Origin of the sequence: Cupriavidus necator, assembly GCF_040578825.1 — a bacterium.
GTDB lineage: Bacteria > Pseudomonadota > Gammaproteobacteria > Burkholderiales > Burkholderiaceae > Cupriavidus > Cupriavidus necator_E.
This window is the reverse complement of record NZ_JBEFLI010000003.1, coordinates 105,407-123,597: the sequence shown is the minus strand read 5'-3', so window position 1 is coordinate 123,597 and position 18,191 is coordinate 105,407. Positions and strand designations below refer to the sequence as shown.

The 18,191-nt window shown below is 68.3% G+C and carries 11 protein-coding genes; 6 read left to right on the top strand and 5 right to left on the bottom strand.

Going from position 1 to position 18,191, the window contains the following annotated elements:
- Positions 1-71: 71 nt before the first annotated feature.
- Positions 72-899, bottom strand: coding sequence for a 2,3,4,5-tetrahydropyridine-2,6-dicarboxylate N-succinyltransferase (gene dapD / locus AB1I47_RS03120; RefSeq protein WP_354682313.1), 828 nt, complete (start codon positions 897-899; stop codon positions 72-74).
- Positions 900-1,103: 204 nt separating this feature from the next.
- Entirely contained in the window at positions 1,104-2,303 is a 1,200-nt protein-coding gene (dapC, locus tag AB1I47_RS03115) for a succinyldiaminopimelate transaminase (protein ID WP_354682312.1), read from the bottom strand.
- 192 nt (positions 2,304-2,495) lie between these two features.
- Here dapC and AB1I47_RS03110 point away from each other — a divergent pair, with 192 nt between their 5' ends.
- Both AB1I47_RS03110 and panE read left to right on the top strand, forming a co-directional pair.
- The gene (locus AB1I47_RS03110; protein ID WP_354682311.1) at positions 2,496-3,458 is read left to right on the top strand and encodes a DMT family transporter; all 963 of its coding nucleotides are present in this window, start codon (positions 2,496-2,498) and stop codon (positions 3,456-3,458) included.
- 54 nt (positions 3,459-3,512) lie between these two features.
- Complete coding sequence (panE, locus tag AB1I47_RS03105; RefSeq protein ID WP_354682310.1) at positions 3,513-4,466, top strand: 2-dehydropantoate 2-reductase; 954 nt, start codon at positions 3,513-3,515, stop codon at positions 4,464-4,466.
- Between the two features lie 23 nt (positions 4,467-4,489).
- Here panE and AB1I47_RS03100 read toward each other — a convergent pair whose 3' ends face one another.
- A complete protein-coding gene (locus AB1I47_RS03100; RefSeq protein ID WP_354682309.1) occupies positions 4,490-5,317 on the bottom strand; it encodes a ferritin-like domain-containing protein in 828 nt (275 codons plus the stop codon).
- Between the two features lie 461 nt (positions 5,318-5,778).
- Between AB1I47_RS03100 and smc the strand changes: the two genes are divergently transcribed.
- From smc to def, 4 genes are read left to right on the top strand one after another with little or no spacing between them, the layout of a single operon-like run.
- Complete coding sequence (gene smc, locus AB1I47_RS03095; protein ID WP_354682308.1) at positions 5,779-9,294, top strand: chromosome segregation protein SMC; 3,516 nt, start codon at positions 5,779-5,781, stop codon at positions 9,292-9,294.
- Positions 9,291-10,652 (top strand): cell division protein ZipA C-terminal FtsZ-binding domain-containing protein, encoded by a 1,362-nt coding sequence (locus AB1I47_RS03090; RefSeq protein ID WP_354682307.1) that lies wholly within the window; start codon positions 9,291-9,293, stop codon positions 10,650-10,652. Before smc ends, AB1I47_RS03090 begins: the two co-directional genes overlap by 4 nt.
- 12 nt (positions 10,653-10,664) lie before the next feature.
- Positions 10,665-12,794 carry an NAD-dependent DNA ligase LigA gene (ligA, locus tag AB1I47_RS03085; RefSeq protein WP_354682306.1) on the top strand — a complete coding sequence of 710 codons (2,130 nt, stop codon included), beginning with the start codon at positions 10,665-10,667 and terminating at the stop codon, positions 12,792-12,794.
- Positions 12,795-12,809: 15 nt separating this feature from the next.
- The gene (gene def, locus AB1I47_RS03080) at positions 12,810-13,343 is read left to right on the top strand and encodes a peptide deformylase (protein WP_354682305.1); all 534 of its coding nucleotides are present in this window, start codon (positions 12,810-12,812) and stop codon (positions 13,341-13,343) included.
- A 169-nt stretch (positions 13,344-13,512) separates the two neighbouring features.
- Here the strand turns inward: def and AB1I47_RS03075 are convergent, their stop codons facing one another.
- On the bottom strand, positions 13,513-15,525 hold the full coding sequence (locus AB1I47_RS03075) for a pseudouridine synthase (protein WP_354682304.1): 2,013 nt from the start codon (positions 15,523-15,525) through the stop codon (positions 13,513-13,515).
- Between the two features lie 22 nt (positions 15,526-15,547).
- Positions 15,548-18,130 (bottom strand): [protein-PII] uridylyltransferase, encoded by a 2,583-nt coding sequence (locus tag AB1I47_RS03070; RefSeq protein WP_354682303.1) that lies wholly within the window; start codon positions 18,128-18,130, stop codon positions 15,548-15,550.
- Between the last annotated feature and the right edge of the window lie 61 nt (positions 18,131-18,191).

Below are 18,191 nucleotides of genomic sequence, written 5' to 3'. Positions count from 1 at the left end.
GGGCAATGCGGTCCCGGGGCACGGCCCCGGGACGTTGCGGCGCAGCCTGCGGGCCGGCGCCGTGCGGGCGATCAGTCGCCGCGCAGCAGGTCGTTCAGGCTGGTCTTGGCGCGGGTCTGCGCGTCGACCTTCTTCACGATCACGGCGCAGTACAGGCTGTACTTGCCATCCTTGGACGGCAGGTTGCCCGCCACCACCACCGAGCCCGCCGGCACGCGGCCATAGTGGATCTCGCCGGTTTCGCGATCATAGATCTTGGTCGACTGGCCCAGGTACACGCCCATCGAGATCACCGAGTTCTCTTCCACGATCACGCCTTCGACCACTTCCGAGCGCGCGCCGATAAAGCAGTTGTCTTCGATGATGACCGGGTTGGCCTGCAGCGGCTCCAGCACGCCGCCAATGCCCACGCCGCCCGACAGGTGCACGTTCTTGCCGATCTGCGCGCACGAACCGACGGTGGCCCAGGTGTCGACCATGGTGCCTTCATCGACATAGGCGCCGATGTTGACGTACGACGGCATCAGCACGGCGTTCCTGGCGATGAACGAACCGCGGCGGGCCACGGCGGGCGGCACCACGCGGAAGCCGGCCTTGGCGAAGTCGTCGCCGCTCCAGTTGGCGAACTTGGTCGGCACCTTGTCGTAGAACTGGGCAAAGCCGCCGGCGCTCATCGGCGCGTTGTCCTCCAGGCGGAACGACAGCAGCACGGCCTTCTTGACCCACTGGTTGACGATCCAGTCCTTGCCTTGCTTCTCGGCCACGCGCAGCGTGCCGGCGTCGAGCTGGCTGATGACGTTGGCGACGGCCTCGCGGATATCGTTGGGGGCGGACTTGGGCGACAGGCTGGTGCGGTCTTCCCAGGCCTGGTCGATCAGGGCTTGCAGTGCTTGCGTCATGTTGGGTTTCTCAGGGTTGAATGTTGATGTTCGATCGTCGAGTCTCAGCCTCGACCTCTTGTTTGCTCCCCCCTCCCGCTTGCGGGAGAGGGGCAGGGGGTGAGGGCGGGCGGCTCTACCGGCGTGGTTGCCTTGCTAAACCACCCCTCACCCCGACCCTCTCCCCCTGAGGGGAGAGGGAGAACACAATTGGACAATCAGGCCTCAGCCCAGCGCCTTGCAGAATTCCACGATCCGGCGCGCGCCTTCCAGGCATTCCTCCGGCGTCGCCACCAGCGCCATGCGCACCCGGTTGGCGCCCGGGTTGATGCCGTCGGTCTCGCGCGCCAGGTAGCTGCCCGGCAGCACGGTGACGTTTTGCTGGGCCAGCAGACGCGCGGCGAACTCGGTATCGCTCAGCCCCGTGCGCGAGACGTCGGCCCACAGGTAGAAGCCCGCGTCGGGCAGCGCCACGTCCAGCACCTGCGCCAGCATCGGCGTCACTTCGCTGAACTTGCGCACGTAGGCGGCGCGGTTCTCGCGCACATGGCTTTCATCGTTCCAGGCGGCGATGCTGGCGGTCTGCACCGCCGGGTTCATCGCGCCGCCGTGGTAGGTACGGTATAGCAGGAATTTCTTCAGCAGCGCGGCGTCGCCGGCGACGAAGCCCGAGCGCAGCCCTGGCACGTTGGAGCGCTTGGAGAGGCTGGAGAACATCACCAGCCGCTCGAAGCCGCGGCCGAGCTTGTGCGCCGCTTCCAGCGCGCCCAGCGGCGCGCGGCCCTCGTCGAAATAGATCTCCGAGTAGCACTCGTCCGATGCGATCACGAAGCCGTAGCGGTCCGCCAGCGCAAACAGCTGCTTCCAGTCCTCCAGCGACAGCACCGCGCCGGTCGGGTTGCCCGGCGTGCACACGAACAGCAGCTGCACCTGCTGCCAGACCTCGTCGCCGATGCGGTCGAAGGCCGGCGCGAAGTTGCGTGCCGGGTCGCTGTTGGCGAACACCGGCGTGGCGCCGGCCAGCAGCGCGGCGCCTTCGTAGATCTGGTAGAACGGGTTCGGGCACAGCACCAGCGCGCCCGGCCTGGTGCCATCGACCACGGTCTGTGCAAAGGCGAACAGCGCTTCGCGCGAGCCGGTTACCGGCAGCACCTCGGTCGCGGCGTTGACCTTGGGCAGGCCGTAGCGGCGTTCCAGCCAGCCGGCGATGCACTGTCGTAGTGCGTCGGATCCGGCCGTTGTGGGATAATTCGCCAGCCCCGCCAGTGACTCGGCCAGCGCTTGTTTGATGAATGCGGGCGTCGGATGCTTGGGTTCGCCGATGCCAAAGCTGATGGCCGGCTTGTCGGCAGGCTTCACCTGCGCAAAGAGCACCCGCAGTTTCTCGAACGGGTAGGGCTGGAGCAGGTCGAGGCGCGGATTCACGTGTAGGTCGGGGCCAGTTAAAACGACGCATTATAGAGGAACGGCGCGGGATTCCGTGCGCCGGCGCGGCCTGTGGGGCCCGCCGCGGGCGCGGATGGCGGGCATCACGCCATGGTGATGCCGCCGGCGCCGTCCGGACCTGCCTGCCGCTGCCCGGCCGGCGGCCCGGCTCGCCTCGCACAGATTCCCGATATGAGCACAGACACTATTGCGGCGCAGCACGCGCCGTCCGACCGCCATGCGGTCAAGGCTTCGCTTTCGATCCTGCTGGGCGCCTCGGTCTGGGGCATCGCCTGGTTTCCGTACCGCGTGCTGGCGGGATGGGGGCTGGGCGGCATGCATGCCGCGGCGCTGGTCAGCTCGGTCGCAGCCGTGCTGTCGCTGCTGGCGTTCCGCCGCCACCTGGCCGGGCTGCGCCCGCACTGGCTGTTCGTCGCGATCGGCCTGGCCGCGGGCGTGACCAATGCCGGCTTTGTCTGGGGCAGCGTCAACGGCCATGTGATGCGCGTGCTGCTGTTGTTCTACCTGACGCCGGTCTGGACCGCGCTGTTCGCGCGGCTGTTCCTGGGCGAGCGGCTGTCTGCGGCGGGCCTGGCGCTGGTGGCGCTGGCCTTGTTCGGTGCCGGGCTGATGCTGTGGACGCCGGAGGTCGGCGTGCCGCTGCCGGGCTCGGCGGCGGAATGGTCGGGCCTGGTGGGCGGCATGGGCTTTGCCGTCAACAACGTGCTGTCGCGGCGTGCGGGGCAGCGTTTCCCCGAGATGGATGCACGGGTGCGCACGGTGGTGGTCTACCTCGGCTGCACGGTGGTGGGCGTACCGGCGGCGCTGCTGCTCGACGGCACCTCGGTCACCATCGCCGCGGGCGCGCAGGTCAGCGCGGGCATGCTGGTGCTGGGCCTGGCGGCAGTGCTGGTGGTCAGCAATTCGGTGGTGCAGTACGGGCTGCAGCGGCTGCCGGCCAACCGCGTGTCGCTGCTGATGCTGTTCGAGATCGTGATCGCGGCAGTGTCGTCGTGGTGGCTGGCCACCGAGGTGCTGAGCTGGAAGGAAGCGGCCGGCGGGCTGTGCATCGTCGCCGCGGGCGCGCTGTCCGGGCTGGTGCACCGGGCGCGCCCGGCCTCCGCGGACCAGGCTTGCGAGGGCGTGGCGGCCTGAGCACGTCTTGCCGGAATCTTGCTAAAGTCGCTGCATTCCAGCAGAGGAGCGATCATGCGAATTCTGGTTGTCGGGGCAGGGGCGGTAGGCGGGTATTTCGGCGGCAGGCTGGCGGCGGCCGGGCGCGACGTGACATTCCTGGTGCGCGACAAGCGCGCGCAGGCGTTGCGCGAGTCCGGACTGGTGATCCGCAGCCCGCGCGGCGACCTGACGCTGCGCGACGTGCACACGGTGCTGTCCGACACCATCGCCGCGCCATATGACCTGGTGCTGCTCAGTTGCAAGGCCTACAGCCTGGACGACGCCATCGCCAGCTTCGCGCCCGCGGTGGGACCGTCGACGGCGATCCTGCCGCTGCTCAACGGCATGCGCCACCTCGACGTGCTCAAGGCGCGCTTTGGCGAAGACAAGGTGCTCGGCGGCCTGTGCATGATCGCCTCGACGCTGAACGCGGGCGGCGAGATCGTCCACCTGAACGACACCCACGGCATGGTCTTCGGCGAGTTGCACGGTGGCATGTCGCCGCGCGCGCAGGCGATCGGGCTGGTGATGGAAGACGCCGGGTTCGAGTCCAGCGCCAGCCCGCAGATCGTGCAGCGCATGTGGGAGAAGTGGACCTTCCTGGCCACGCTGGCCGCCAGCACCTGCCTGATGCGCGCCGCCGTGGGCGACATTCTGGCGACGCCTGACGGCCGCGCCGTGATCGAAGGCATCCTGGCCGACTGCCGCGAGGTAGCCGCCCACAACGGCCACCAGATGCCGCCGGAGTTCGACGCGCGCGCCAACCAGATGCTGCTGCAGCCGTCGCCGCTGACCGCATCGATGCTGCGCGATGTCGAGAACGGCTCGCGTACCGAGGCCGACCATATCCTTGGCGACCTGATCGCCCGCGGCGCGCACGCGGGCCCGGCGCTGCCGCCACTGTCGCCGCTGCGCATTGCCTACAGCCACCTGAAGGCCTATGAAGCGCGGCAAGTCCGGCAGGCCCGGCAGGCCCCGGGCGGCTGATCCGGTGCGGGGCCGCGGCCCCGTCAGTGCAGCATCACCCGCGACACCATCGCCACCAGCGGGCCGCGCACCGCGCGCTCGATGCCGCGGTGCAGGTGCAGCGGCCGCAGCAGCATCTTCACGGTCATGTCGATCGGGATATTGCGGCGGATCACGCCCGACACGCGCGCATTGAGCGCGCGCACGTCGGCCTCCGGCACGGCCTCCACGCCGCGCTCCATGCGCAGCACATTGCGCAGCGCGATGGCGGCGTCCTCGTTCTTGATCTCCAGCAGCCGGCGTCCCAGCGCGCCCAGCACGCGCAGCCGTCCCAGCCGCTCGGATTGCGCGAAGCGGTTGAAGAACTGGTAGAAGTGCTTGTAGTGCCGGACCTCGTCGTTGGAGATGCGCCGTGTCAGGTCGCGCAGCACCGGCTCGTCGCTGGCCTGTTCCAGCGCGCGGTAGTAGGCGGCGGTGCCGGTTTCCACCACGCAGCGGGCCGCCATCTCCAGCGCTTCGGTGGGCTCGAACTGGTCGATCGAGCAGGTCTTGCTGTACTCGTCGAAGAAGCGGGCGTAGCCGCGGTCCCAGTCGAATTCCGGCCAGACATGCTCGACATAGCGGCGCAATGCCAGCCCGTGCTGCAGTTCCTCGGCTTCCCAATGCTCTGAAAGCCAGTCGGCGGCCTCGGGCACGCGGGCGTAGTAAGTGGCGAGATTGCCGGCATAGGTGTCGGAGCCGCTTTCGATAAACGAGGCCGACACCAGCAGGTAGAACAGGTCGCGGTCGCCGCGCACGCGTTCCACCTCGATTGCCTGATAGTTGATGTCGCTGACAGACCACGGCCGTGCGGCCGCCGACGGTTCACTCATGCTGGGTCCTCCTTGGGGTGCCTGGCTGGGGTAGCCAGGGCTTTCGGGGGCACGTTCATGGGTGCGCGGTTCCGGGCGTATCCGGGATCACGCGAACAGTTCAGAGACTAGCCAAAACCCTAATAAGTTTCCTGACGGTTGCGCCGGCACCGCGGCTGCCAGGGTCGCCGCCGGCTGCCAAAGTGCTTGCGGAAACGCTTGTAAGGGACGGAAATGCAAGGGAAATCGGCGCCACGATATGACGGCGGGGCGACCGCCAGAGGGGCCGTGGAAGGCATCTGCGATGGTATGATTAGCCCCAATTCTCGGGCCCAAGGGGTATTTTGAGGTGCTGGCGTCACGCCGCGCCGGCTCCCGCGCAGCCCGACCTTCTGAACAGTGCAATAGCCCCGATACCAGGCCGGTACCGGTTGCGGCATCCCATTCCGTGACCGAGTGCGGCCGATACCACACGAGAAACCGTGCGACTATCCTCGATCAAGCTGGCGGGCTTCAAGTCATTTGTCGATCCCACCAATTTCCAGGTGCCGGGCCAACTGGTCGGCATCGTCGGTCCCAACGGCTGCGGTAAATCCAACATCATCGATGCCGTGCGCTGGGTGCTGGGGGAATCACGCGCCTCCGAACTGCGTGGTGAGTCCATGCAGGACGTGATCTTCAACGGCTCGACCGCGCGCAAGCAGGCCGGCCGGGCCAGCGTGGAGCTGGTCTTCGACAACGCCGAGGGCCGCGCCGCCGGCCAGTGGAGCCAGTACGCCGAAGTGGCGGTCAAGCGCGTGCTGACCCGCGACGGCACCTCTTCCTACTACATCAATAACCAGCCGGTGCGCCGGCGCGACATCCAGGACATCTTCCTGGGCACGGGCCTGGGCCCGCGCGCCTACGCCATCATCGGGCAGGGCATGATCTCGCGCATCATCGAGGCCAAGCCCGATGACATGCGCATCTTCCTGGAAGAAGCCGCGGGCGTGTCCAAGTACAAGGAACGCCGCCGCGAAACCGAGAACCGCCTGTCCGACACGCGCGAGAACCTGACCCGCGTGGAAGACATCCTGCGCGAACTCGGCTCCAACCTGGAGAAGCTGGAAGGCCAGGCCGAAGTGGCGCAGCGCTTCAAGACGCTGCAGGCCGACGGTGAAGAGAAGCAGCACCTGCTGTGGCTGCTGCGCAAGCGCGAGGCGCAGGCCGAGCAGGAACGCCACCAGCGCGCCATCGAGCAGGCCCAGATTGACCTGGAAGCGCAGACCGCGCAGCTGCGCCATGTCGAGGCCGAGCTCGAGACCCTGCGCGCCGCGCACTACGCCGCTTCCGACGGCATGCACGCGGCGCAAGGTGCGCTGTACGAGGCCAACGCCGAGGTCAGCAAGCTCGAAGCCGAAATCCGCTATGTGGTCGAATCGCGCAACCGCGTGCAGGCGCAGATCGCCGCGCTGACCGCGCAGCGCGAGCAGTGGCAGGGCAAGGCCGAGCAGGCCACCGACGAGCTGGCGCAGGCCGAGGAAAACCTGGCCGTGGCCGAAGGCCGCACGGTCGAGGCGCAGGAGGCTGTCGCCCTCAAGAACGAGGAACTGCCGACGCTGGAAGCGCAGTGGCGCGACGCGCAGCAGCTGCTCAACGAGCAGCGCGCCGGCATCATGCAGGCCGAGCAGGCGCTCAAGCTCGAAGCCGCGCAGCAGCGCAGCGCCGACCAGATGCTGCAGCAGCTCGAGCAGCGCCGCGAACGCCTGTCGGCGGAAGAAAAAGGCCTGGACCGCCCGGACGAAACCCGGCTGGAGCAGGCGCGCGCCGAACTGGCCGAGCAGGAAGCGCTGGTCGAGGAAGCGCAGGCCGTGCTGGCCGACGCTGAAGAGAGCGTGCCGCGCCTGGACGAAGAGCGTCGCGCCGCGCAGGCGCGCGTGCATAGCGAAGCCGCCGCGATCGCCTCGCTCGAGGCCCGGCTGCATGCGCTGCGCCAGCTCCAGGAAAACGTGCAGACCGACGGCAAGGTGCAGCCGTGGCTGGCCAAGCATGGCCTGGCCGAGCTGCCGCGCCTGTGGAAGAAGGTGCATATCGAGCCGGGCTGGGAAAACGCGCTCGAATCGGTGCTGCGCGAGAAGCTGAATGCGCTGGAAGTGTCGAACCTGGACTGGGTCAAGGCCTTCCTGTCCGACGTGCCGCCGGCCAAGCTGGCGTTCTACTCGCCGCCGCCCGCGGCCCGTCCGGTCGAGACGCCCGCCGGCCTGCGCCCGCTGATGTCGCTGGTGCAGATCACCGAGCCCGGCATCCGCGCGGTGATGCAGGACTGGCTGGCCGATATCTACGTCGCCACCGACATGGCGCAGGCGCTGGCCGCGCGCAACACGCTGCCCGAGGGCGCGTCGTTTGTCGTGGCCGAAGGCCACCTGGTGGGCCGCAACGCCATCCAGATCTACGCCGCCGACTCGGAGCAATCCGGCATGCTGGCGCGCGAGCAGGAAATCGAAAACCTGCACAAGCAGGCGCGTGCGCAGACGCTGCTGTCGGACGAAGCCAGGACCCAGGCCGTGCGCGCCGAGGCCGCCTACACCCAGGCCAGCCAGGCGCTGGGCGAGGCGCGTGCGCGCGCCGAGCAGGCCACGCGCCGCGTGCATGCGCTGCAGATGGATGTGCTCAAGCTGTCGCAGGCGATGGAGCGCTATTCCGCCCGCAGCGGCCAGATCCGCGAGGAGCTGGACGAGATCAACGCGCAGATCGAGGAGCAGCGCGCCATCCGCGCCGAATCCGAGGCCAGCTTCGAGCAGCACGATGCCGCGCTGGCGGAGATGCAGGCCACCCACGAAGACCAGCAGATGGCCTTCGAGGCGCTGGACAGCAAGCTCTCCGGCGCCCGCCACCAGTTGCGCGACCTCGAACGCGCCGCGCAGGAGGCGCTCTTTGCCGAGCGCAACCTGTCGAACCGCATCGAGGAACTGCGCCGCAATATCCAGGTGGCGGCAGACCAGGCCGAACGCATCGCCGAGTCGCTGGAAAACGCCCGCGCCGAGCTGGAGACGATCAACGAGCAGACCGCGCACACCGGCCTGCAGGAAGCGCTGGAGCGCCGCGCCGGGAAGGAAGAAAAGCTCACCATCGCGCGCACCGAGCTTGACGCGCTGTCGGCGCAATTGCGCCAGCACGACGAGCAGCGCCTGGCCGCCGAGCGCAGCCTGCAACCGCTGCGCGACCGCATCACCGAGCTGCAGCTCAAGGAGCAGGCCGCGCGCCTGAACCAGGAGCAGTTCAGCGAGCAACTGAGCACGGCCGAGGTGGACGAGGCCGCGCTGGCCCACAAGCTGACCGGCGACCTCAAGCCGTCGTACCTGCAGGGCGAGGTCACGCGCATCAACAACGCGATCAATGCGCTGGGCCCGGTCAACATGGCCGCGCTCGACGAACTGGCGGCGGCGCGCGAGCGCAAGACCTTCCTCGATGCGCAGTCGGCCGACCTGAACGACGCCATCAATACGCTGGAAGACGCGATCGCCAAGATCGACCAGGAAACCCGCGCGCTGCTGCAGGGCACCTTCGACCAGGTCAACCACCATTTCGGCGAGCTGTTTCCGTCGCTGTTCGGTGGCGGCCAGGCGCGCCTGATCATGACCGGCGAAGAAATCCTCGACGCCGGCGTGCAGGTGATGGCGCAGCCGCCGGGCAAGAAGAACTCGACCATCCACCTGCTGTCGGGCGGCGAGAAGGCGCTGACCGCGATTGCGCTGGTGTTTGCCATGTTCCAGCTCAACCCGGCACCGTTCTGCCTGCTGGACGAGGTGGACGCGCCGCTGGACGATGCCAATACCGAGCGCTACGCCAACATGGTGGCGCGCATGTCGGACAAGACCCAATTCGTTTTCATCTCACATAACAAGATCGCCATGGAAATGGCTCATCAACTCATTGGCGTGACCATGCAGGAGCAGGGCGTTTCGCGTATCGTGGCCGTGGATATGGATGCGGCAGTTTCGATGGCGGAGGCAGCATGAACCTCAACATGGACCTGCAGACCGCGCTGATCGTCGCGGGCCTGGTATTCCTGGCGCTGCTGTTCGGCTACAACCAGTGGCAGATCCGCAAGGCGCGCCGCCCGCGCGAACTGCGTCCCGAAGATGACCTGCCGCCGATGCGCGAGCCGGTGGCCGGGCAGGGCACCACGCCGGAAACCGCCGCGCGCCCGCATGACGCCGCCGCCGAACCGGTCGCGCGGCGCGAGCCGTCGCTGACGCCGTCCGCACCGGCCAAGGCCGGCGCCACGGTGGCCCAGCCCAACCACGTTGGCGCCGCCGCCGCAGCAGCGGCGAGTACTGCCGATGCCGACGAGGCGGTTGCCGAGGAGGTAGCAGTCGCGGCGGGGGTGCCGCGCCCGGAGGAAGATCTCGACGAAGCCGAAGCTGAAGTGGATGCGGAAGTGAAGCCGCAAGCGAAGCCGGAGGCGAAGCAGGAAGTGGCGCCCGCACCCGCACCCGCACCCACACCCGCGCCGGCCGCGGCCATTCCCGATGGCCAGCCCACGCCGGCCGTGATCGATCCGCTGATCGACTGCATCGTGCCGCTGCACCTGGAGCGCAAGGCCTCCGGCGACCGCATCCTGCCGCTGACCGGCCGGCTGCGCCGCGCCGGCACCAAGCAGGTCCATATCGAGGGCCTGCGCGCCGAAGCCAATGCCTGGGAGCCGGTAACCGCCGGCCACCAGTACGAAGACCTGCAGCTGGGCGTGCAGCTTGCCAACCGCAGCGGCCCGCTCAATGCGCTGGAGTTCTCCGAGTTCATCACCGCGGTCGAAGCGCTGGCCGAGTCGCTCGATGCGTCGGCCGACCTGCCCGACATGACCGAGACCGTCGCCAATGCGCGCGAGCTCGACGCCTTTGCCGCCGGCTGCGACGTGCAGCTCGGCGTCAACGTGATCTCCGACGGCGCGCCATGGTCGGCGGCCTACGTGCAGAACGTGGCCACGCAGGACGGGCTGGTGCTGTCGCGCGACGGCACGCGCTTTATCCGCTACCAGGCCAACGCCGAGGGCGTGCAGCGCCCGCTGTTCACGCTGCAGTTCGGCGACACCAACTTCCTGCGCGACGACCTGACCGTCAAGGCCGGGCGCCAGATCACGCTGCTGCTCGACGTGCCGCTGGCCGACCACGGCGCCAAACCGTTCAAGACGGTGTGCGAGTACGGCCACACGCTGGCCCAGCGCATGGGCGCCCAGCTGGTCGACGACAATATGCGGCCGCTGACCGAGGCCTCGTTCGTCGCCATCTTCAACCAGCTTGAAACGCTGTACAACAAGCTGGAAGCGCGCGGCATGCCGGCCGGATCGCCGGTGGCGCTGCGCCTGTTCAGCGTCTAGCCGGAGCCTGCCATGACCGCAAAACACCGCGGCGCGCAGGCGGAAGCCTCCGCGCCCGCCGGCGGCTTGTCGCCCGCAGCCGCTGCCAAACGCGTGGCCTGGCTGCGCGACGAGATCGATCGCCACAGCCACCAGTACTACGTGCTGGACGCGCCCACCATTCCCGATGCGGAATACGACGCGCTGTTCAGCGAGCTGCAGGCGCTGGAGCTGGAGCATCCGGAGCTGCAGACGCCCGATTCGCCGACGCAGCGCGTGGGCGGCGAGCCGCTGGCCGCCTTCAACGCGGTGCGCCACCGCGTGCCGATGCTGTCGCTGAACAACGGCTTCTCCGACGACGATGTGCTGAACTTCGACCGCCGCTGCGCGCAGGGACTGGGCCGCACCGCGCCACCCGCCGGCGAGCAGGACCTGTTCAGCGCCGCCGACGCGGTCGAGTACCACTGCGAACTGAAGTTCGACGGCCTGGCGATGTCGCTGCGCTATGAGGACGGCCGCCTGGTGCAGGCCGCCACGCGCGGCGACGGCGAGACCGGCGAGGACGTCACCGTCAACGTGCGCACCATCAAGGCGATCCCGCTGAAGCTGCGCGGGCAGGCGCCCGCGGTGCTGGAAGTGCGCGGCGAGGTCTTCATGCACCGCCGCGACTTCGACAAGCTCAACGAACGCCAGGCCGAAGCGGGCGAGAAGACCTTCGTCAATCCGCGCAATGCGGCCGCCGGCAGCCTGCGCCAGCTCGACCCCCGCATCACCGCGAAGCGGCCGCTGTCGTTCTTCGCCTACGGCCTGGGCGAGCTGCAGGGCGTCGACCGTCCCCCTACGCTTGGCGCGATGCTCGACGGCTTTGCTGCGCTGGGCCTGCCGGTGTGCAAGGAGCGCGCGGTGGTGAAGGGCGCGCAGGGGCTGCTGGAGTTCTACCGCGATATCGGCAAGCGCCGCGACGACCTGCCGTACGACATCGACGGCGTGGTCTACAAGGTCAATGCGCTGGCCGAGCAGGACCGGCTGGGCTTTGTCTCGCGCGCGCCGCGCTTTGCGCTGGCGCACAAGTTCCCGGCGCAGGAGATGACCACCATCGTCGAGGACATCGAGGTGCAGGTTGGGCGCACCGGCGCGATCACGCCCGTGGCGCGGCTCAAGCCGGTGTTCGTCGGCGGCGTCACGGTGACCAACGCCACGCTGCACAACGAGGACGAGATCCGCCGCAAGGATGTGCATATCGGCGATACCGTGATCGTGCGCCGCGCGGGCGACGTGATTCCGGAGGTCGTGGCGGTAGTGACCGAACGCCGCCCCGAGGATGCGCGCGCCTTCGTGATGCCGACCGCTTGTCCGGTCTGCGGCTCGCATATCGAAAAGCTGGAAGACGAAGCCATCGCCCGCTGCACCGGCGGGCTGATCTGCGCGGCGCAGCGCAAGCAGTCGCTGCTGCACTTCGCGCAGCGGCGCGCGATGGATATTGAAGGCCTGGGCGACAAGCTGGTCGAGCAGTTGGTCGACCAGGGCATCGTGCGCACGCCGGCCGACCTGTACAAGCTGGGCGTGGCCAAGCTGGCGGCGCTGGAGCGCATGGCCGACAAATCCGCGGCCAACCTGGTGGCGGCGATCGACAAGTCGCGCGAGACCACCATGAACCGCTTTATCTTCGCGCTCGGCATCCGCCATGTGGGCGAGGCCACGGCCAAGGACCTGGCGAAGCATTTCGGCAAGCTGGATGCGCTGATGGCGGCCGACGAGGCGGCGCTGCTGGAAGTGAACGACGTGGGGCCGGTGGTGGCGCAGTCGATCGCGCATTTCCTGGCCGAGCCGCACAACGTCGAGGTCATCGAACAGCTTCGCGCCGCGGGCGTACACTGGCCGGAAAGCGAGCCGGCGGCAAAGGCGCCGGCGCCGCTGTCGGGCAAGACCTTCGTGCTGACCGGCACACTGCCCAATATGTCGCGCGAGGACGCCAAGGAACTGCTGGAAGGCGCTGGCGCCAAGGTGGCAGGTTCGGTCTCGAAGAAGACCGACTACGTGGTCGCCGGCGCCGAGGCCGGCAGCAAGCTGGACAAGGCCGAGGCGCTGGGCGTGCCGGTGCTGGACGAGGCCGGCATGCTGGCCCTGCTGGCCGACGCAGGCGTTGCACCGAAACAGGATTAACCGGGGAGAACTGCCATGATCCGCGAGATTCTCAAGATGGGCGATTCGCGCCTGCTGCAGGTGGCGCGGCCGGTCGAGCGCTTCAACACGCCAGAGCTGCGCACGCTGATCGACGACATGTTCGACACCATGGACCACGCCAACGGCGCGGGCCTGGCGGCGCCGCAGATCGGCGTGGGGCTGCAGGTGGTGATCTTCGGCTTCGACCGCAATCCGCGCTATCCGGATGCGCCGATGGTGCCCAAGACAGTGCTGATCAATCCGGTGCTGGAGATGCAGTCGGAGGAAATGGAAGACGGGTGGGAAGGATGCCTGTCGGTGCCGGGGCTGCGCGGCGTGGTGCCGCGGCACTTGCGGTTGAAGTACAGCGGGTATGACCTGATGGGCAACCGCTTCGAGCGCGTCGCGGAAGGCTTCCATGCGCGCGTGGTGCAGCATGAGTGCGACCACCTGCAGGGGATTCTTTATCCGATGCGGATCAGGGATTTCTCGCGGTTTGGGTTTACTGAGGTGTTGTTTCCGGAATTGCCGGCGAATAGCGATGATTGAGGGAGGCCGTTAAGGCTCGATAGCCCGACAGCGTTGCTCGACCGCTGGTTGGCTCCCCTCTCCCGCAAGCGGGAGAGGGAGTACGCAATCAGCAAAGAGGAAGGCAGCAGCATCGCAAATGCTGTCGAGCGTCCCCCAAAAAAAGCGGCCATCACGGCCGCTTTCCACATCAGAACTTCTCAAACTGCCCCAGGAACCTCCACTTCCCCGGCGGCAAATCCCCCAGCACCACCCGGCCCATCCGCACACGCTTCAGGCCGACGACCTCCAGGCCCACCTGTTCGCACATCCGCCGGATCTGGCGCTTGCGGCCCTCGCGCAGCACGAAGCGCAACTGCTCCTCGTTCTGCCAGCTCACCTTGGCGGGCTTCAGCGGCACGCCGTCCAGCGACAGGCCATGGCGCAGCAGCTCGAGCTGATCAGCCGGGAACACCGCGCTGATATTGCGTTCGACCACGCCCTGCGGTGAATGCCACACCACCCGCACCAGGTATTCCTTCTCGACAGTCGAATCCTCGCCGATCAGCGCGCGTGCGACGCGGCCATCCTGCGTCAGCACCAGCAGCCCGGTCGAATCGATATCGAGCCGCCCCGCAGGCGCCAGGCTCTTGCGCTGCCACGGCGCGAAGCGCTTGCGCGTGGCATCGCCTTCCCATTGGTTCTCGGCGGTGAACAGCACTGCGGCAGGCTCATAGCCATCCTCGGCCTGGCCTGAGACATAGCCGACCGGCTTGTTCAGCAGCACGGTGACGCGCTCGCCCTGTTCGGAGCGTGCTTCCTGCATGATTTCGATCTCGGCGTCCGGACGGATGCGCGAGCCGAGTTCGGTCACCGGCTTGCCGTCGACCAGCACCCAGCCGCGCGGGATCCATTCGTCTGCCTCGCGGCGCGAGCACAGGCCGAGCTCCGACATGCGCTTGGACAGGCGCACCAGGCCGTCGTCGTGGCCGGCCTCGGCCTTTTCCGCGCGCGGGGCCGGAGCCTGCGGCCGGGCCGTGCCTGCCGTGCGGATGCGGTCCGCGGCATCGCTGAAGCGCCGTGCCGGGGCGGTGCCTTCGCGGCGGCGTTCGCCGGTGGGGGCAGGTCGGCGGGCGCGGTTGTCGTCATCGCCGTAGCGGCGCGGGCGTGCGTCGCCGCCTTCGAAACGGCGCGGACCGGCCTCGCCCGGTCGGGCCTCTCCCTTGTCGCCATAACGGCGGGGGCGGTTGTCGTCATCGCCAAAGCGACGCGGACGCGCATCGCCACCTTCAAATCGGCGCGGCGGGCGCGCGTCGCCACCTTCAAAACGGCGCGGGCGGTTGTCATCGTCGCCAGTACGGCGCGGTCGCGTATCACCACCTTCGAAGCGGCGCGGAGGACGTGCCTCGCCCCGGTCGTCGCCGTAACGGCGCGGACGGTTTTCGTCATCGCCAAAGCGACGCGGACGCGCATCGCCACCTTCAAATCGGCGCGGCGGGCGCGCGTCGCCACCTTCAAAACGGCGCGGGCGGTTGTCATCGTCGCCAGTACGGCGCGGTCGCGTATCACCACCTTCGAAGCGGCGCGGAGGACGTGCCTCGCCCCGGTCGTCGCCAGCGCGGCGCGGACGGTTCTCGTCGTCGCCAAAACGGCGCGGAGGACGCGATTCGCCACCTTCAAAGCGGCGCGGGCGCGCTTCGCGCCGGTCATCGCCATAGCGGCGGGGACGGTTTTCATCATCGCCCAAACGGCGCGGAGGACGCGCTTCACTGCCTTCAAAGCGGCGCGGGCGCGCTTCGCCCCGGTCATCGCCATAGCGGCGGGGACGGTTTTCATCGTCGCCAAAACGGCGCGGAGGACGCGCTTCACTGCCTTCAAAGCGGCGCGGACGCGCTTCCCCCTCGAAGCGGCGCGGCCGCGCCTCACCGCCGCCTTCGGGCCGACGCGGCCGGGCCTGGCGCTCGCCGTCAGCAGGCCGCGGCGCGCGCGGCTTGCGCGGCTCGCCCGCACCGGCCTGCGTTTCGCCCGGAGCCGGACGCCCGCCAGCCTTGCCACCGGAATGCTGCTGGGCGCGCTTGATGCCCTCGGTCACGGCGCGCACGCGGTTGCGGTTCAGGTCGGACACGCGCACGGGGCGGTTGCCGGTCTTGCGCGCGGCCGTGCCGGTGTCGCCTGCGGCCTTGATGCCGAGCGTCTTGCGCTTCGGCGAATTGCTGTCGGTCATATGTTGATGCTGCCCGCCCGCCTCAGATCGCGAGGGCGGCGAGCAAGTCCTGTTCAAGCTGAATCTGCAATCGGTTGTCGGCAGCAAGACGGCTGCCGTCGACCAGGAACACGTCTTCGACGCGTTCGCCCAGGGTGTTGATGCGCGCCGTATGCACGGACACGCGATGCCGTGCCAGTACGCGGGCGATGGCGTACAGCAGGCCGGTGCGGTCGTTGGCGGACAGCGACAGCAGGTAATACTGGCCGCGCTCGTCGGGGCGCAGGTCTACGCGCGGCTTGATCGGGAAGCTGCGCGACTGGCGCGACAGCCGTCCCTGCGTGGGCTCGGGCAGCGCGCCCGGCTCGCGCAGCCGCTCGCACAGCTCGTGCTCCACCAGCGCGATGATGTCGCGGTAGTTGCCGCCTTCGCCCGCCATGCCGGGGTCGGTGACCTGGAACGTATCCAGCGCGTACTCATGGCGCGTGGTGTGGATCTTGGCGTCCTGGATCGAGAACGCCTTGCGCTCGAAGTAGCCGCAGATGCGCGCGAACAGGTCCGGCTGGTCCTTGATGTAGACCGCCACCTGCAGGCCTTCGCCCGCGGGCGAGACGCGCGCCTTGACCACCGGCGACGGGCTGTCGACCTTGTCGTACAGATGGCGCGTCAGCCAGGCGATATCGCGCGAATCATGGCGCAGGAAGAAAGCCACGTCCAGCTGCGCCCACAGCTTCTTGCCCAGCTCCGGATCGAATGCCTTCAGCCGTAGCTGCGAGATGGTCTCTTCCTTGCGCTGCGACCACAGCGAATGCGAGTCGACCCTGGCGCCGCCCAGCACGCGCAGCGTGATGCGGTACAGGTCTTCCAGCAGCTTGCCCTTCCACGCGTTCCACACCTTGGGGCTGGTGCCGCGGATATCGGCCACGGTCAGCAGGTAGAGCGCGGTCAGGTAGCGTTCGCTGCCGACCACGCGCGCAAAGGCGTGCACCACCTCGGGATCGGTCAGGTCCTGCTTCTGCGCCACGTGGCTCATGGTCAGGTGATGCTCGACCAGCCAGCAGATCAGGTCGGCGTCCTCGCGCGCGATGCCGTGCTGCTTGCAGAAGCGGCGCGCATCGTGGGTGCCGAGCTTGGAATGGTCGCCGCCGCGGCCTTTGGCGATGTCGTGGAACAGCGCCGCCACCGACAGCACCCACGGCTTGTCGAAGCTCGCCATCAGCTGGCTGCAGAACGGGAATTCGTGCGTGTGCTCGACGATGGCGAAGCGGCGGATGTTGCGCACCACCATCAGGATGTGCTGGTCCACGGTGTAGACGTGGAACAGGTCGTGCTGCATCTGGCCGACGATGCGCCGGAAGTTGATCAGGTAGCGGCCCAGCACGCTGGTCTGGTTCATCAGCCGCAGCGCGTGGGTGATGCCCTGCGGCTCCTGCACGATGGCCAGGAACAGGCGCCGGTTCTCCGGATCCCTGCGCCAGCTCGCGGTCATGACGGTGCGGGCGTTATACAGCCCGCGCAGCGTGCGCGGCGCCAGGCCCTTTACGCCGGGCGTGCGCTCATACAGCAGGAAGGTTTCCAGGATCGCATGCGGGTCGCGCTCGTAGACATCGTCGCTGGTGATCTCCAGCATGCCCTGGCGCTCGACAAAGCGCTCATTGAGCACGCGCGTGACCTGCGACTCGCTCGGGAACAGCATCGCCTCGATATTGAGCAGCAGCACGCTGTTGAGCTGCGTCACCGCCTTGGCTGCCCAGTAATACCGGCGCATCAGCTGTTCGCTGGCGCGCTTGTTGGCGTTCTGGCGGTAACCGAAGGACTCCGCCAGCGCGGTCTGCAGGTCGAACACCAGCACGTCCTGGCGCCGGCCCGCCACCAGGTGCAGGCGCGCGCGGATGGTCTTGAGCAGCCGCTCGTTGCGCGCCAGTTCCTGCGCTTCGCGGCGCGTCAGCAGGTCCTTCTCGAACAGCTCTTTCCAGCTGCCGCCCAGGCCTGCGGCCTTGGTCATCCACAGGATCACCTGCAGGTCGCGCAGGCCGCCGGGGCTTTCCTTGCAGTTGGGTTCGAGCGAGTACGGCGTGTCCTGGTACTTGGCATGGCGCTGGCGCATTTCCAGCAGCTTGGCCTGGAAGAACGCGGCCGGGTCCAGGTCGGCCTGGTAGCGCGCGCGCATCGTCTCGAACAGCTTGCGGTTGCCGGTCAGCAGCCGCGCTTCAAGCAGCGAGGTCTGGATGGTGACGTCCTGGCGCGACTCGCGGATGCAGTCGTCGACGGTGCGCACCGAAGAGCCGATTTCCAGCCCGAGGTCCCAGCACAGCCCGATAAATCGCTCGAGCCGCCCGGCGGTGTCCTGGTCGGGCTCTGCCGGCAGCAACAGCAGCACGTCGACGTCCGAGTACGGGAACAGCTCGCCGCGGCCGTAGCCGCCCACCGCCACCAGCGCCGCGCCGGCGGGCATCTCCAGGCCGCGCCAGGCTTCCACCAGCGCGGTGTCGACGGCGCGGCGCAGGCGCGTGATCAGCGCGCCGACGTTGGCACTGTCGGTGAAGTCGGCAAACAGCGCCTGCTTGTCGGTTTTGAGCTGGTCGCGCACGCGCGCGGCCAGCAGCAGTTCCGGCGTGGTGTCCATGGAGAGGGCGGGATGGGTCGTGGGCACGGCTGGAAAAAGAAGGGCGCCGTCAGGCGCCCTG